The sequence below is a fragment of the Plesiocystis pacifica SIR-1 genome, assembly GCF_000170895.1.
Taxonomy (GTDB): Bacteria; Myxococcota_A; Polyangia; order Nannocystales; family Nannocystaceae; genus Plesiocystis; species Plesiocystis pacifica.
Map to the genome: position 1 here is coordinate 86,867 of NZ_ABCS01000002.1, position 14,919 is coordinate 101,785.

Here is a 14,919-nt window from a genome sequence, read left to right on the forward strand (position 1 = left end):
TCAGTATCCGATCGGTTCGTCGGCGTGGGGATCGGCGACGCCGCCCTCGGCCTCGAGGGCCTCCTGGGCGGCGACGGTGTAGCGGGTGGTCGGCTCGAGCTCGAGGCGACGAAAGGGGATGGGCTCGTCGCTCTCTTCGCAGATCCCGTACTCGCCCTCGGCCACGCGCGAGAGCGCGGCCTCGACCTCGGCCAGGCGCGCGCGGTCTCGGGTCAGCAGCTGCTTGGCCTGGAAGCGCCCGGCCTCCTCGGCCGCCTGGTCCTCGACGTCGCCGCGCCCCGGGTCGAGGTTGTCGGCGACGACGGAGGTGCTGCTGGCGATGCGCTCGCTCAGCTCGGCCTGCTCCGTCTCGAGCTTGGTCCGCAAGCCGGCGAGTTGCTGTTCGCTGAGGTGGTCCACCGGCGCTACCGTATCAGGCCCCCGCGACGCGTCGACCTCTAGCCAGCAGCTAGCGCTCCGCGACGCTGAGGGTCAGCGGCACGGTGACCTCGCCCGCGCTCGCCCCCGCGATGGTCCACGTCTTTGCGACCGAGCCCAGGCAGGCCTTGAGCGGGTCCAGGAGCGTCGGCGCCTGCTCGACGCTGGCCTTCGAGACCGCCCCGTCCGCGCCCACGCTCAGGCGCAGGCGAGCCCCCCCGAGCTGGCTGTCGTCCTTGCGCAGGCCCATGCCCAGGCAGGCCTCGAGCTGGCCCCGGTCGGCCTTGGCGACGGCGGCCACGGCCTCGGCGTCGACCTTGCCCGCGTCCACGGACGCGGCCCCGACGGCGACCGTCGGCTTGCCCCGGGTGCGCCCGCCGGGCCCGAACACGAAGGCGTCGCCGTCGAGCTTGGGGCCGCCGGCCTCGAAGGCCGCGTCGAATTCATCCTGGGTGATCGTCGACTCGTCGAGCAGCGCCGCCAGCTCGGCGTCGGCCTCGGGGCTCCCGGGCTCGGGGCCCTTGGGCAGCTCGGGGGTCAGCTCTCCCTCGCTCCCGGCCTGCGCCGCCTCGCCGCTCTCTCCCGCCGTCTCGCCGGTCTCGCCGGTCTCGTCGCTGCCCGTGTCCTCCGAGCCCGACTCCTCCGTCCCCGTCTGCCCCGCCTCGATCTCGGCCATGGCCCGGGCGACGAGCTCCTCGTCGGTGGGCGGCAGCTCGGCCTCGGAGGCCGGCGCGGGCGCGCGCTTGGCCGGCTCGGCCTGGGGCTCCGCGCTCGCCTTCGCGTCGCTCCCCTGCTGCTCCGTCGCCTTGGGCGATCCACAAGCCGAGAGGGTCAGGCAGCTGCACAGAAGTCCCAAGCCGAGGCCGCGCACCCGCCAATGGTGCGCGCCGAGGCGCTCAGGTCAAGTCCGCGGGCCAGACATGCGCTCACCATGCGCCGAGCATGCGCCGAACATGAGATAGATCCGGCATGTCCACTCCCACACCCTCCGCGCAGTGGCGCGACCGCGTCGCCCTGGTGACCGGGGCCAGCAGCGGCATCGGCCGCGCCATCGCCCGCAGCCTCGCCCTCGAGCTCGGCATGCGCGTGGTCCTCTCGGCCCGCCGGGTCGAGCGCCTCGAGGCCCTCGCCGCCGAGCTGCGCGACGCTGGCGCGGCGGTGTTCGTGGCCCCCTGCGACCTGCGCGACGAGGGCTCGATCCTCGCCCTGTTCGCGGCCATCGCCGACGCCCCCGGCTTTGGCCCCGTCGACGTGCTGATCAACAACGCCGGCCTGGGCCGCGAGGCCCCGCTGAGCTCGGGCGCGACGGAGCACTGGCGGGAGATGCTCGAGGTCAACGTCCTCGGCCTGTGCATCTGCACCCGCGAGGCCGTGCGCGGCATGCTCGAGCGCGAGCGAGACGCGGGGCCCGACGCCCCGGCGATCCCCGGCCACGTCATCCACGTCGCGTCCATGGCCTCGCACCGCGTCCCCGCCGGCAGCGGGGTCTACTCGGCGACCAAGTTCGCCGTCCGCTCGCTGACCGAGGGCCTGCGCCTCGAGCTGCGCGCGGCCGACAGCAAGATCCGCGTGGGCGCCGTCAGCCCGGGCTACGTCGAGACCGAGTTCGCCGCGGTCTACGGCCACGGCGACGAGGAGCGGGCCCGCGCGACCTACTCGCGCTTCCCCGTGCTCCAGCCCGAGGACGTGGCCGCGACCGTCGCCCACATGCTCGCGGCCCCGCCGCGCGTCCAGATCCACGACGTGCTCATGCGCGGCACCCAGCAGCCCGGGTGACACCTCCGCGCCCCGGCGGTGTTCGAGGTCCGTGCGCCCCCCACCTCGACGCACCCGAGCCTACGGCCTCGCGCTCGTCCTCCAGGGCACATGCGCGCTGTTCGCGTGCGACCTCGAGCGCGCGCCCGTCCACGAGCGCGCCCCCGAGCTGACCATCCACGTCGACGAGCGCCCGGTGCTCGTCGGCGTCATCGACGAGCGCCTCGACGCCGCGCCCTACCTCTACCTGCGCCTCGACCTCCTCGACGACAGCGGCAATACCGAGGGCTCCGAGCCGGGGCCGCGCTGGGTCGCCCTGCCCAAGGACACCCACGCGAGCGCGGCGGCGCAGCCCGGCGCGGTCCTGCGCGTGCGCAGCCTCGGCCGGCGCCACGGCGTGTGGGTGCCCGAGCTCGAGGCTCAGTTCGACGCCCTCGAGTACGTGGCTCTCTTGCCTCAACCAGCGTCCGAGCCCGGCCCGGAGTCCCCAGGGCCGTAGGGCCCGCGGAAGCCCGGCCGCGGCGGGACCCAGGTCCCGAACAGGCGATCCCACAGGGTCAGGCAGTCCGCCAGGTTCTCGAGGCGGTCGCGCTGGACCACGCTGTGGTGGCGCAGGTGGGCGTCGGGCCCCTGGAAGATCTGGCCCATGATCGGCCCGCTGGTCCACCCCGAGCCCACGTGCTGCGTCGCCGTGATCAGCAAAAAGAGGGTGAACAGGAACAGGAGCTCCCAGGTCGCAAAGCCCAGCGCCGAGAGCAGCAGGCAGGGCGGACCAAACACCAACAGCGCCTCGAGCCAGTGGACCTGCATGCCCGCCCACAGATCCATGACCTCCGGCTCGTGGTGGTAGCGGTGCACCCGTCGCCACATCCAGCTGCGCTCGCCGCCCGCGTGCTCGAGGCGATGGCGGAAGTAGGAGTGCACGTCCGTGAGCAGGAAGGCCACGAGCAGGCGCAGCAGCGGCGGCCAGCCATCGAGCAGCGCGGGCACGGAGGCCGCCTCGGCGAGGGCGTGGCCGAGCAGGCTCGAGCCGACGATGGTCGTCACCCCGGCGACGAACCAGCACAGCGTCGCGTCGAACAACCAGCGCGTGCGCCGAGCCCAGGAGTAGCCCCGCAGCCGCGGGCCGAAGTCCCCGAGCAGGTGCGCGCCCAGGTCCGGATCGGCCGGCGCCAGCACCCGCGGCCCGACGCCCTCGAGCACGAACAGGCTGCCCATGCCCAGGCCCACGCCGCCGAGCCAGGGGAGCAGCCGCAGGAGCTCCGGAGACCACGCCAGCGCGGGCGGGTGGGCGGACAGGAAGGGAAAGGTCAGCACCTGGACGCCGACGAAGGTCGTGAACCACACCGTCAGGCCCCAGCGCCGCAGCCACTGCGCGCGCCGCTGACCCGAGCTCTCGACCCGCGCTCCCACCCCGCGAGCCTACCAGCGTCAGCTCAGCGCCGCGACCTGGCCGCGGCTGCGCACGAACAGCCACAGCGTTTGGCAAGCCCGCGCCACGCTCAGGGCCGCGAACGCGACGTAGAGCCCCGGCCAGCGCTGGGTCAGGATGCCCACGCCCATCACCACGCCCAGGACGAGCAGGAACACCACCACGGCCTCGCCGATCGCTCGGGTCTCGCGGGCGTGGACGAGCACCGCCGAGAGCCAGCTCTGGACCACGCGCAGCATCGGGATCGGGGTCGCAAACAGGAGGCCGGTGGTCGCCAGCGCGCCGAGCTCGGGCTCGAGCCCGGACACGTCCACGAACCACAGCTCCGACAGCCCCGAGCCGGCGATCACCAACAGCACCACGGCCAGCGCCGCGCACAGCCGGGCGACGAACTGGACCAGGGACCGGCGCGCGCCGGGGCGCTCGAGGGCCGCGACCGCGACCTCCGTGAGCGCGAGGCCCTGGGACTGGAACATGAAGATGAAGCCCATGACCACGGGCAAGACCGCGAGCGAGGGGATGACCTCGGGCATGCGCGACACCCCCGCGGTGCCGAGGGGCTGACCGATGAGCGCGAGCAGGGTGGTCACCGCCAGGGGCACATAGAAGTTGGCGAAGGCGCGGCCGCGGAGCCCCTCGTTGCCCTCGGGGTCCCGGTCCGGGAGCTCGTCGCGGACCACCGGGCGCAGCCGCAGCCCCGAGTAGATCGCCTCGGTCGTCACCCCGCAGGCGATCGCCGACGCGGCCAGGGTCGCCCCCGTGATCCCGCCCTCCCCCGCGCGGAATACGAACCATCCGACGGCCAGCACCGACAACAGCGCGCCCAGCCGCAGCATCGTCCCGACCGTCACCGCCTCGTTGTGACCGAAGCGAATCAGCACGCCCTGGTTGAAGCGTCGATAGGCGATCGCCCAGGTCCAGGGTGTCATGATCAGCAAGCCCAGGCGCGCCGCCTCGCTGACCTCGGGCGGCGCTCCGAGCCAGCCGTCGACGACCACGGCATACAGAGGCGTGAGCGCGAGCAACAAATGAAGAGCTGTGAGAATGGCCGAGGTGACGTGGGTGAAACGGGCGAGCCACGCGTAGCTGGGGCGATCGCGCGAGAGCGTCGTCGAGGCCGAGAGCAGCATGATGATCGGCGCCTCGATGACCAGCGCGATCGGCATGATCACGCTGCCATAGGCCGCCAGCTCGACTTCGGGGTTGGCCATGCGCGCCGTCACGGCGCTGACGATGGGCAGCTCGAGGGCCATCAACAGCCAGCTCGCCGCCAGGGGGAGCCACGCGCGGGTCACGGTCGCCACGCTCGGTCCGGCGTCGACCCCCGCGGGCTTCGTCCTCATCGAGAGCATGTACGGCGCCAGCGGTGCCGGGTCAACGCCGGTTCGGGTGGGCGCCTCGCCACGCCCCGCGCTGCCGTGACGCGACAACGCCGCGACCGTCCAAGGCAGTCCGCGATTGTCCAGCGCACGCCGACCGTGCGACCATCGAGGCGTGCCTCCTGCTGCCCTCGCGCTGGTCGACGCCGTGTTCCAGCTGGCCCTGCACCACGATCGCAGGGCCCGAAAAGCGCACGCCGCCGACCCCGGTCACGCCCCCCGGCGAGTCCAGGCCCACGTCCTCGGCCCCCTCGAGGACGAGTTCAACTACATCCGCGTCGACATCCAATTCGAGGGCGCCGCGTCCTCGAACCTGAGCGTGACCATCGACCTCGACAACCAGCGCCTGCTCGCGCCGCAGGTCGGCCTCGGCGAGCTCAGCCTCGGACGCAGCGGCATCGCCCGGCTCATCGGCGAGCTCGAGGCCTGGTGCTACCGCGCCCTCCCCGTCGAAGAGCCCGAGGCCAAAGCCAGCACCAACACCGACGTCGAGACCACCTTGAAACCCTGAGCCCCACCCGGCCCACAAACGCAAAGCGGGCACGCTCCCTCCGGAGACGTGCCCGCTCGTGTTTGCGGACCCAGAGGCGGAGAGTGGAAGTCCACCAAGCCCCCCAGTTCGAAGTGCTACCACCCCCAACTCGAGGCCCTGCTCCTAGCAACAGGCGCTCTCACCCCCGCCAGATGACGCCCCCTCCAAGGCACGAGCCCCATTGCCCCACGACCACAGCGGAGGAGCGGAGCGACGAAGCGCCCCCGGTCCTCAAACCCCTGCGGGGGCATTCAGGAAGCGCCCCCGGTCCTCAAACCCCTGCGGGGGCATTCAAGAAGCGTCGGCGACCACGAGCATGCTGAGCTCGTGGAGGCCCTCGCCGACCGTGCTCAGGTCCAAGCCCGTGCCCTCGGCGTTGACCGTGCCCTCGGCGACCGGGAGCAGCACGATGTTGTTCTTCTCCATCTCGTAGACGGCCACGGGCGTGCCGGGGGCCAGGTCGAGGGACGCGTCGACGCTGAACTCGAAGGCGCCCTCCTTGGCTTTGACGCCAGCGGGGTAGAAGGTCCACATGCCCACGACGGGGCCCGCGGGGGTGTCGGCGAACATCCAGTCCTCGGACGAGAGCTGGCGACCGCCGGCCTCGGTGGGCGCGGAGAAGTCGGTCTTTTGCGCCGTCGAGGCGTCGATGGTCACGGTCAGGCCGCCCTCGATGGGCACGTCGGTGGCCCCGGACTCGGGCAGCGTCGTCAAGGCGTCGGCGATGGGCACCCGGACGACCTTCTCGAGCTCGAGGGCGTCGCCCTCGGCCACCTCGACGGTGAAGTAGTTGCCGGTGTGCGTGCCCCCGCTCGAGTCGAGGAACTTCAGGCCCCACACGCCGGTCTGGGGGAAGTCGACGGTGAACAGGCCCTCGGCGTCGGCCTGGAAGGAGATGCAGCTCTGGGCGATGTCGTCGACGATCGGGCCGCAGCGCTGGAAAAAGGGCGTGGGCAGGGCCGCGCTCGCGTCGTCGAGGGCCTGGCCGCTCGCCGTCGCCAGGGGCTCGACGCCAGTCGTCGACTCGCCGTCGGTCGTGGTGTCGTCGCCCACGTCGTCGTCCGTCGACGACTCACCATCGTCTTCGCTCTCCGTGGCCTCGTCGTCGGCCGCGTCGTCCTCACCGTCGTCGCTCGACGTGCAGCCGAGGGCGGGGGTCAAGAGCAGAGTCAGGAAAGAAAAAGAAGCGAGGAGCCTCGATGCTCGAGTCATGGGCTCAGACTCGCCTATTTTGGACCGGATTTCCCGTGAGAAATGACGGGTAACTGCGGCAAAATTGCTGTGGTCTTCACAGCCCGAAATTCATGGATGGGCCCCGACATCGACAGTTGGGATTTCCGTACGGGAATTGCACCCGCGCCGTTCGGTTGACTATCCGAATGCTCTACTGCTGAGCTAACGAAACGACGTCCACGCCCGCGTGGACCCATCCGCGACCAGGTCTAGCAATCCCCTTCGAGCGCGCAAGGATTTTTCCACTGCGTATACTCTCGACGATGTGCAGCCAATCGCGCGCGTTTGGCTCCGGCGTGGTCCTGATCTGGCTCTGGGTGTTTTTCGCGTCCGTCACCGTGAGCGAAGCGCACGCCGCCCCGCCCACGCCCGCGCCGCCGCCCCAGGCAGATCAGCCGAGCGCCGCCTCGGACTTCACCGAGACCTGCGAGCAGGCGCTGCCCAAGGCCGAAGTCGACGCCCTCGTCGAGGCCATGCGCGAAGTCGACCGAGCGAGCCCCTGCGCCCTCGAGCGCGTCGACACCCAGCTCCACCGCACCGACATCGCGTGGGCCCGCGAGGGCGTCGACGGCGAATTCGGGGCGCGCCTGGGCCCCAAGGCCTGCGTCCTCGAGCCGACCCACCGCGGGACCGACCTGGCCTACACAGCGGACCCCGAGCTCGGCGAGCGCTGCCCCGCCGTCGTCGATCGCCTGCGCGCCTTCGTGGGCGAACCCGTCGAGCACCTCGCCGTCGTCGTCGAGGCCCAGGCGGTCGAGTACAGCAGCGCCGTCGACGAGGATCCTGGCGAGGCGCCCTGGAGCGTCGCCGCGCTGGCCTGGCTCGCGGCCCTCGGCCTGAGCGTCGCCGTGGCCGTGGACCACCGCCGACGCAGCCAGCTAGCGGACGCCGACGCCCGAGCCCAGGCCCGCGCGTGGCGGATCGCCCTCGGCCTCGGCTTTGTCTTCGCCCTGGCCGTGCGCCTCGCCCTGCCGGCGACCCTGGCCAACTGGTACGGCGCCTTCTTGCCGGCGCAGGGCTGGGGGGACCAGCGCTTTGGCGCGAGCTCGGCGGTGCTCCAGGCTGCCGTGCGCGCCGTCTTGCCGTGGACGCCGAGCGTCGCCTTTGGCCTGGTCCGCGTGGCCGGCTCCCTCGCCGTGGTCCTGGTCATGATCCTCGTCCGGCGCCTGGGCGGCGGGCCGCGGGCTGCGTGCGTGGCCGGGGTGTTGCTCGCCCTGTCTCCGGCGGCCGCCCGCTTGTCGGCCTCGAGCTCCGAGCACGTGCTCGCCGGGACCCTCGCCCTGGGCGCGTGGGTGTGCTGGCTGCGGGTCTGCTCCGACGAGCCCGAGACCCTCCGCGAGCGCGCGCTGCCGGGGGCCCTCGCCGGTGTGCTCATGCTCCTCGCCGTGCTCGCGCGGGTCGACTGCTGGCCGCAGCTGAGCCTCATCGGGCTGTGGGGGCTCGCCCACCGCCCCCTCGGAGAGCCGGGCGCAGCTGCGCCTCGAGGGCGGTGGCGGGCGGCCGCGGGCTCGCTCCTCGCCTTCGCCCTGATCTGGTCGCTCATCGGCGCCTACGCCTACCGAGCCGTCGTGCTCCCCAGCGACCACCCCCCGCCGAGCCTCGCCGATTGGCGCATGACCGCGGGCGTGCTGTTTGAACAGCTGTGGATCGCCGCGACCGCAGATCCGGCCTGGCTGTCCCCGCTGACGGCGGCCCTGGCCGCGCTCGGCTGCGCCGCCGCCCTGGTCGAGCGTCGCTTCGCCCTCGTCGGCCTCGCCCTGGTCTCGTGGGCCCTCGTGTTCGTCCCCCTCGGCCGCAACCTCACCCACGACGGCCTCACCGGCACGCGCTACTTCGTGCTCGCGTGGCCCGTGCTGTTGGTCCTCGTCGCCGCCGGAGCCCAGGCCGTCGCGACTCGACTGGTCCCGGACGAGGCGCGCTGGCGCTGGCCGGACGCCCTCGCCGGGGCTGCGCTCCTCGCCCTCGCTGGCTTCGCCGCGCGGCCCGGGCTGACCCACGAGTACACCTTCCAGGCCGAGTACCGCGCCCTCGCCGAGGGACTCGCCGCCCTCGAGCGCGAGCGCGGCGAAGACCGGGGCCTCGGCGACTGCACCCTCTACTACGTCGCCCCGCGCCAGCACACCGGCGAGGTCGACTTCGACTGCTGCCTCGACCCCGAGCGCACGCCCCTGGCCCTCGCCAGCCCCAGCCTGCGCTTTCGTCGGGTGCCCAAGAACGACGAGCTGCCGCGCCTCGAGGAGGAAACCTGCGCCCTCTACTACCGCGGGACCCTGTGCGAGATCCTCACCGAGCACGCGCCCCGGACCCAGCGCGCCCTCGCCCAGATCCGCGAGCAGTGTGCCCGCGCCGACGCGTGGATGGAGGGCGGCGAGGCCCTGGTCTCGACCCCCGTGACCCGTCACAGCCTCAACGAGCGCTGGGCCGAGGACCCGGTGATCGAGCTGCGCTACTGGTCGCAGCCCCCACAGCCGGAGCCCGGCGACCATTAAAAAAGCCGGCGCCCTCCCGAGGGAGAGCGCCGACTCGGCGGCTACCTCAGTCTGACGTAGCCCGACCCTTGGGCTCGGCCTCGTTTCCGTCACCGCCCGGTCCCTCCGAAGAAGGGGTCGGAGAGGGGCTCGGGCGACCCGCCGCCCGGTCCTTCATGGACCAGACCGTGCGCGCGAGGGGGCTCCCCTCGAGCAGGCGGGTGAACAGCTCGACGGGGCTCTTGCCCCCGAGCAGGGAGACGAGGTTCATGTTCTCCGCCGCGGCCTTCATGACCTCGGCGTCGGCGGCCGCGTGCAGAGCTCCGACGAGCTCGGGCTGCACCGCCTCGAGGCGGCGGCTGTCCGCCTCGGCCAGGGCCGCGGCGGTCGCCCGGTCGATCTCGGCCTGGGCGCGGTGGGTGTCGAGGACGACGGCGTCGACCAGCTTGCGGGCCTCAGCCTCGATCTCGGCGTCACGCAGCTTGCGCTTGGCGCGGGCCTCGGTCTCGGCCTGGGCGAGGCTCAGGCGAGCCTCCACGGCGATGCGCTCCTTCTCGGCGCGCCCCGACGCGTCAGCCTGCTCGCGGGCAGACTCGAGCTCGAGCTTGCGCAGCTCGATGCGGTGCTGGTCCTCCAGCTCCGCCCGGGCGGTGTTCGCCATGCGCTCGTGCGACTGACGCTGGACCGCGTGCTCCTCGACGTCGACGGCGTCGCGCAGCTTGACCGAGATCAGGCGGCGCTCGGCCTGGCGATCCTGGAGCTCGAGCTCCACCGCGCCCTTGTGGGCGGCGGCGAAGGCTGCGGCGAGCTTTTGGTCCGCCAGCTCGATGCCCAGGAGATCCACGCCGTCGAGGATGGCCCCGATCTCCGGGAAGCTCAGGGCCTCACCCTCGGCGAACACCGAGGCCTTGACCTTGGGCGCGAGCTCCGAGAACAGCGCGGTGGCCGGGAGCTCGCGGATCCGACCCCGGAGGGTCATGGCCACGAGCTTGACCGGGTCCTCGCTGGCGAACCAGCGCTCGGGGTCGCCCTCGAAGTGGGCGCTGATCCCAACCGACACGGCGAAGCGCGTCAGGTCCTTGGACACGACCTCGAAGCGGTCGCGGAAGCGTCCGCCGCGGACGCGCAGGTAGGCCGTCGACTTGGTCTGGCGACCGTCCTTGTGCGCGCCCTTGCTCAGCTCGATCTTGGTCAGCTGCTCCTCGTACTCGAGCAGCTCCACCGCCGGGCCCACGATGACCCGCCGACCGGCGCGCGAGCGCACCTGCGCGGCGTGGTTGGTGGGCACGATGACCGACAGGGCCCAGGGGGTCGAGACCTCGGCCGCGACCTGGAGCTCCGGAGCGCTGCGGGCGATCCACAGGTTCCAGTCCTTGGCCGGGACGCGGCGCTTGACCGGCTCCTCCTTGCGCGGGTCGACGAGGATGCTGACCTCGCCGCGGACCAGCCGGACCTTGCCGGTGGCCTTGTCGCGCACGTACACGCCGGACTTGGGCTCGACGCCGATGGCGTCGATGATCACCGCGTCGTGGTCGTTGCCCACGTGCGGCTCGCCCGTCTCCGGATGCAGGACCTCCGCCTCGATGAAGGGGAAGAACACCGTCGGCTCACCGCGGACCAGCAGCTCCGCGCCGGCGGGGTAGTGGTCCTGCTCGAGGGTGTGCCCCGCCGGCAGGCGCGAGCTCAGCTCGGCCTTGGAGATCGGCGAGATGATCCGCAGCCACAGCGCCTGGTTGGTGCCCAGCTCGTAGGCGTCGTAGACACGGCGCCGAGAGCCACGCTGGAGGAAGGTGTCGTGAGGACCGGGGAACACCCGCGCGGGCCCCTTGACGATCCGCGGGTTGCCGTCGGCGTCGAAGAGGATGCAGAAGTTCTTGGGCCCGAGCACGACGGCCTTGCGCGCGTAGGGATCCATGGGCGGCTGGTGTGGGTGGCGGCGGTGGTCGCGACGGCTCGACTTGTGCGAGGTGGTGGCGCGGGCGCCCCAGGCCTCGTCGAGGGCCGTGAGCATCACCGCCCGCTCGCCCAGGCTGAGCGAGCTGCGGTGGCGCAGCTCGTTCTTCATGGTGCTGAACTGCTTGCTCGTCATGCCGCCCTCGACCCGCGCGACCAGGGCCGTGAGCTCCTCGCGGATGGCCACCGACAGCCCGGCGATGGCGTCGTCGGAGCTGACCTCGGCGTCGGCCGGGCCGTCCTCGACGGCCGGGACCACGGCGATGCCGGTGGGCGGGATGAACAGCGAGGTGTGGCGACCCTGGATCACGATGCGCTGACCGATGCGCAGGGTCATCGCCGGCGAGCGCTCGAGCTCCGCGGCGTCCTCGCTCGCGGACGAGCTCGTGTTGCCCGCGCTGTCCGGGGCGTCGATGACCACCGAGGACAGCCGCGCCGACTTCATCACCAGCTCGGTGTAGGGCGCGTCCTCGTCGATGGGGCCGACGACCTCGACGAGCAGGTAGTGGTTCGCGCCGAGCTTGTGCGCCGGGCGGACCTCAGCGGACTGACCCGGCCACAGCGGGAAGGCGCAGGGCCCCGGGATGATCTTGGTCGTTCCGAGGCTCAGGTCGCGCTCCTTGTTGCCGCCGGGCACGTACTCGCCGTTGAGCCGCGAGGTGTCGGCGGTCGGGTTGGCGAGCAGCACGTAGGCGCCCTCGCGCGCGAGCACGAAGGGACGAGCCTCCATCGCGGCCTGCTCGTAGCCGCCGCGATCGTTCGCCCGCACGATGCGGTCGTTCGCCGAGGGAGTGAACTCCGTCGGACCAATGTGGGTGTGAATCTCGCCCGAGGTCTCGTTGAGAGACCACAGGAAAGAGCGACGGGGGACCGGGATCTTTTGACGGTTCTCCATGATGCACCTCCCCATCTGCGCCGGCCCAATGCCGTCGCGAGGAGTCGCTAGCGATGCCAACTAGTGGACTGCCTCATCCATCTACGCGAGGCAGGACTTCAACAACGAAGGCTCGTCCCGGCGACCTCTCGCTAGCCAGCGAGGCCCCCCAAACGAGCGCGCGCAACATGACACGCCCCCTCCCACCACGCAAGGCGAGAACAAAAACCACCAGCCCCAGCTCCCACCCGAGCCGCAACTTCGCGCGTCAATTCAACCCCGAGCCTCGCGGGCGAGCGAGGGTCAAATAGCCCCGAGGGCTGCGTTGACGCTGGCGCGCAGCTGCTCGGGGGGGACGCCGCCGCGGGCCATGATGCCGATCCCGTGGATCGTCGTCGTCAACAACCGCGCCAGGTCGCGCGGCTCTCGATCCGCCGTGAGCTCTCCCCGAGCCTGGGCCTGCTCGAGGGCGCCGTGCATCAGCCCCTCGACCCGGCTCAGGTGCGCCCCGACGCGCTCGCGCACCTCGGGGTCGCGCTGGCCGAGCTCGAGGGCCGAGTTGGCCATGAAGCACGAGCGGTACTCCGGGCGGTCGATGACCTCGCGAAGAACCCGGTCAAAGCACGCACGGATGCCGCTCAGCGGCGTCTCGGCCTCGGCGAGCATGGCCTCGATGCCGTCGCCGGTGCGCTCGCGGTAGCGATCGATGGCCAGCAAGAAGAGCGTGTGCTTGTCGCCAAAGGTGTCGTAGAGGCTCTGGCGGCTGATCTTCATCGCGGCCAAGAGCTTGGCCATGGACGCGCCGTCGTAGCCCAGCTGCCAGAACAGCTCGACCGCACGTTCGAGGACGACGTCGGGATCGAAAGCCTTGGCGCGCGGCATGGTCGGACCAGAATCGGTGAGCGCCCCGCCGTGGTCAAGCGGGGACCCACTGGGATCGGATTCAGACTCAAACTCGCGCCTGACCGACGGCCCCCGTCTGCTCAGCCCTCCTCGGGGCGGGTACGCAATGCAGGGTTCAGCGTATAGGTACCCGTCCACGACGCCTTCGCGAGGACGTGGCCGGCCATCGCCTCGAGCGCCCGCGCCCCGCCAAAATCGCCAGAAAGGCCGAGGGAGGCAGTATCGAGGGCGTAGAGGGTGAAGTGATAATGGTGCAAGCGCTCGTCGTTCCACGGCGGGCAGGGGCCGTCGTAGCCGCCGTAGCTGCCCTCCATATCGGCATCCCCCGCGAACCAATTCGTATAGTCATTGACGCCTTGGACGCCCGCTCCGCCGGGCGCCGACCCGGGCGCCTTGCCGCGCGCTGTTACTGCGTCACTGTGCGACCCGGCGTCGATGTGGGTCAGCGCGGGCGGCAGGTCGACGAGCACCCAGTGGTAGAAGTCGACCCGGGGCAGATCCGCCGGCACGCTGCGGCCCTCTTGGTTGACGTCGTCGGGCTTCGAAGGGACGTCCGGGTCGTGGCAGATCAGCACGAAGGACTGGGTGCCCTCGGGCGCGCCCGCCCAGGCGAGCTGGGGGTTGCGGTTGGGGGCCATGGCCACGTGGCCCTCGTCCGCGGGCACGCAAAACGCGAACTCGCCAGGGATCGGGCCGCCGTTGGGGAAAGACTCGCTGCGCAATTCCATGTCCCGCGACCATACACCCTCACCAACAAAAACAGGGCCCTCGCCGCGCACTGGACGAGGACCCCGAGTCGTGGAGTCTACAACCGAAACTGGTTGCGGAAGTGGCTGCGGGCCTTGGCGTTGATCGCCTTGGCGACCCGCTTCCACTCGAGCCCGTTGGCCTCGAGCTCGTCGGCGCACTCGCGCTTGATGTCGCGGCCGATCCACTCGAGGTAGGGCCCCATGCTGCGCATCTCCAGCTCGAGGCCGCGCTCGCGCAGGACCTCCAGGCCCTGGGCCAGGCGCGCGTCGGTGACCGAGTAGGCCACGAAGGCCTGGATCGAGCTGAGCTCCTCGGGATCCACCGCCGCGGCCGTCTTCTTCTTGCGACGCACGATCTGGTGGCGCTCGCCCTTGGACTTGAAGAACAGCTCGCTGTCGCCAAAGTGGCGGCCCAAGGGCACCCAGACCAGGCCCTCGCCAACGCCCTCGACGCCAAAGCGCGCGGCCCACGGGCAGCGCTCGTCGACGGCCCGGGTCCACTCGTCGATCTGCTCGGCCGCGCCGGACAGCGCGATCCGGCTGCCGAAGTCGAGCTCGATCTCCCGGCTCGCGACGTCGCGGATCGAGTGGATGCCGCGGGCGGTGAAGCGATCGCCGAAGCGCTCGGCGAAGGCCGGCAGCTCGAACCAGCGCTTGCTCTCCTCGCCCTCGTCGCGGGTCGCCAGGGCGAACAGGACCCACTGCTTGACGGGCAGCTGGGCCACGCCCACGCCCTTTTGCACGCCCGGGCCGATCCACTCGCCGTAGAGCACCAGGGGACGATCCTCGCCCAGATCGATCTCGGGGCGCAGGGCGGACTCGAGCTCGCGGATCGCCGCGCCGACCTCGGGCTGGGCGACGAAGCGGGCGAAGCCCAGGTTGTCGTCGTCCAGGCTCAGCTCGCGGTTGCGCGACTGGGGCTGGAGACCGGCAGGGCTGCACACCACGGAGGCGTTGCTGCCGTGGAGCTTGACGGTGCCGCGGAAGCGAACCTTCTCGATCGCCTCGCCGGCGCTCCGACGCCGCTCCACGCTCCGGACCACGTTGTGCAGCTGACTGATGTGGCTGAACTTGATCATCGCGGGACTACTCTCTCGCTCACGCCCGATCGAGGACTCGCCCTCCACCCACGCGCGCGCGGCCGCGCCCATGTGCGCGGTCTTCCATTGTCTACGGCCCTGGTCTAGCGCGCTCGAATCGAGAGTCAAGCAGACTCCGACCTCG

13 protein-coding genes and 1 tRNA gene are annotated in these 14,919 nt (G+C 71.6%); 4 read left to right on the forward strand and 10 right to left on the reverse strand.

Annotated elements, in window-relative coordinates:
• Both PPSIR1_RS01570 and PPSIR1_RS01575 read right to left on the reverse strand, forming a co-directional pair.
• Nucleotides 1–399 (reverse strand): TraR/DksA family transcriptional regulator, encoded by a 399-nt coding sequence (locus PPSIR1_RS01570; protein WP_006969211.1) that lies wholly within the window; start codon nt 397–399, stop codon nt 1–3.
• 49 nt (nt 400–448) lie between these two features.
• Nucleotides 449–1,288: a hypothetical protein gene (locus PPSIR1_RS01575; RefSeq protein ID WP_006969212.1), complete on the reverse strand. Its 840-nt coding sequence runs from the start codon at nt 1,286–1,288 to the stop codon at nt 449–451.
• A gap of 98 nt (nt 1,289–1,386) precedes the next feature.
• Here PPSIR1_RS01575 and PPSIR1_RS01580 point away from each other — a divergent pair, with 98 nt between their 5' ends.
• Nucleotides 1,387–2,193: an SDR family NAD(P)-dependent oxidoreductase gene (locus tag PPSIR1_RS01580; protein ID WP_045115187.1), complete on the forward strand. Its 807-nt coding sequence runs from the start codon at nt 1,387–1,389 to the stop codon at nt 2,191–2,193.
• Between the two features lie 31 nt (nt 2,194–2,224).
• Entirely contained in the window at nt 2,225–2,671 is a 447-nt protein-coding gene (locus tag PPSIR1_RS01585; RefSeq protein ID WP_006969214.1) for a hypothetical protein, read from the forward strand.
• Here PPSIR1_RS01585 and PPSIR1_RS01590 read toward each other — a convergent pair.
• Together PPSIR1_RS01590 and PPSIR1_RS01595 are read right to left on the reverse strand one after the other, a co-directional pair.
• Nucleotides 2,629–3,585: a sterol desaturase family protein gene (locus PPSIR1_RS01590; RefSeq protein ID WP_006969215.1), complete on the reverse strand. Its 957-nt coding sequence runs from the start codon at nt 3,583–3,585 to the stop codon at nt 2,629–2,631. The genes PPSIR1_RS01585 and PPSIR1_RS01590 overlap by 43 nt on opposite strands.
• 18 nt (nt 3,586–3,603) lie before the next feature.
• Nucleotides 3,604–4,947: a hypothetical protein gene (locus tag PPSIR1_RS01595; protein WP_157595107.1), complete on the reverse strand. Its 1,344-nt coding sequence runs from the start codon at nt 4,945–4,947 to the stop codon at nt 3,604–3,606.
• Nucleotides 4,948–5,098: 151 nt separating this feature from the next.
• Here PPSIR1_RS01595 and PPSIR1_RS01600 point away from each other — a divergent pair, with 151 nt between their 5' ends.
• Nucleotides 5,099–5,494: a hypothetical protein gene (locus PPSIR1_RS01600; protein ID WP_006969217.1), complete on the forward strand. Its 396-nt coding sequence runs from the start codon at nt 5,099–5,101 to the stop codon at nt 5,492–5,494.
• A 312-nt stretch (nt 5,495–5,806) separates the two neighbouring features.
• On the opposite strand, the gene PPSIR1_RS01605 is transcribed toward PPSIR1_RS01600, so the two are convergent.
• Both PPSIR1_RS01605 and PPSIR1_RS01610 read right to left on the reverse strand, forming a co-directional pair.
• Entirely contained in the window at nt 5,807–6,727 is a 921-nt protein-coding gene (locus PPSIR1_RS01605; RefSeq protein ID WP_157595108.1) for a hypothetical protein, read from the reverse strand.
• A 117-nt stretch (nt 6,728–6,844) separates the two neighbouring features.
• Nucleotides 6,845–6,920 (reverse strand) — tRNA-Thr (locus PPSIR1_RS01610).
• Nucleotides 6,921–7,086: 166 nt separating this feature from the next.
• Between PPSIR1_RS01610 and PPSIR1_RS01615 the strand changes: the two genes are divergently transcribed.
• A complete protein-coding gene (locus tag PPSIR1_RS01615; protein WP_157595109.1) occupies nt 7,087–9,237 on the forward strand; it encodes a hypothetical protein in 2,151 nt (716 codons plus the stop codon).
• Between the two features lie 46 nt (nt 9,238–9,283).
• Here the strand turns inward: PPSIR1_RS01615 and PPSIR1_RS01620 are convergent, their stop codons facing one another.
• The 4 genes from PPSIR1_RS01620 to PPSIR1_RS01635 form a co-directional block, all read right to left on the reverse strand.
• Nucleotides 9,284–12,064 carry a hypothetical protein gene (locus PPSIR1_RS01620; protein WP_006969220.1) on the reverse strand — a complete coding sequence of 927 codons (2,781 nt, stop codon included), beginning with the start codon at nt 12,062–12,064 and terminating at the stop codon, nt 9,284–9,286.
• A gap of 282 nt (nt 12,065–12,346) precedes the next feature.
• Nucleotides 12,347–12,925: a TetR/AcrR family transcriptional regulator gene (locus PPSIR1_RS01625; RefSeq protein WP_006969221.1), complete on the reverse strand. Its 579-nt coding sequence runs from the start codon at nt 12,923–12,925 to the stop codon at nt 12,347–12,349.
• A 101-nt stretch (nt 12,926–13,026) separates the two neighbouring features.
• The gene (locus PPSIR1_RS01630; protein ID WP_006969222.1) at nt 13,027–13,674 is read right to left on the reverse strand and encodes a YbhB/YbcL family Raf kinase inhibitor-like protein; all 648 of its coding nucleotides are present in this window, start codon (nt 13,672–13,674) and stop codon (nt 13,027–13,029) included.
• A 77-nt stretch (nt 13,675–13,751) separates the two neighbouring features.
• Nucleotides 13,752–14,774, reverse strand: coding sequence for an RNA ligase family protein (locus tag PPSIR1_RS01635; protein WP_006969223.1), 1,023 nt, complete (start codon nt 14,772–14,774; stop codon nt 13,752–13,754).
• Between the last annotated feature and the right edge of the window lie 145 nt (nt 14,775–14,919).

Coding starts and splice junctions, on each gene's coding strand:
- PPSIR1_RS01580 (WP_045115187.1), top strand. CDS start 1,387: ATGTCCACTCCCACACCCTCCGCGCAGTGGCGCGACCGCGTCGCCCTG.
- PPSIR1_RS01595 (WP_157595107.1), bottom strand. CDS start 4,947: ATGAGGACGAAGCCCGCGGGGGTCGACGCCGGACCGAGCGTGGCGACC.
- PPSIR1_RS01605 (WP_157595108.1), bottom strand. CDS start 6,727: ATGACTCGAGCATCGAGGCTCCTCGCTTCTTTTTCTTTCCTGACTCTG.
- PPSIR1_RS01620 (WP_006969220.1), bottom strand. CDS start 12,064: ATGGAGAACCGTCAAAAGATCCCGGTCCCCCGTCGCTCTTTCCTGTGG.
- PPSIR1_RS01625 (WP_006969221.1), bottom strand. CDS start 12,925: ATGCCGCGCGCCAAGGCTTTCGATCCCGACGTCGTCCTCGAACGTGCG.
- PPSIR1_RS01630 (WP_006969222.1), bottom strand. CDS start 13,674: ATGGAATTGCGCAGCGAGTCTTTCCCCAACGGCGGCCCGATCCCTGGC.
- PPSIR1_RS01635 (WP_006969223.1), bottom strand. CDS start 14,774: ATGATCAAGTTCAGCCACATCAGTCAGCTGCACAACGTGGTCCGGAGC.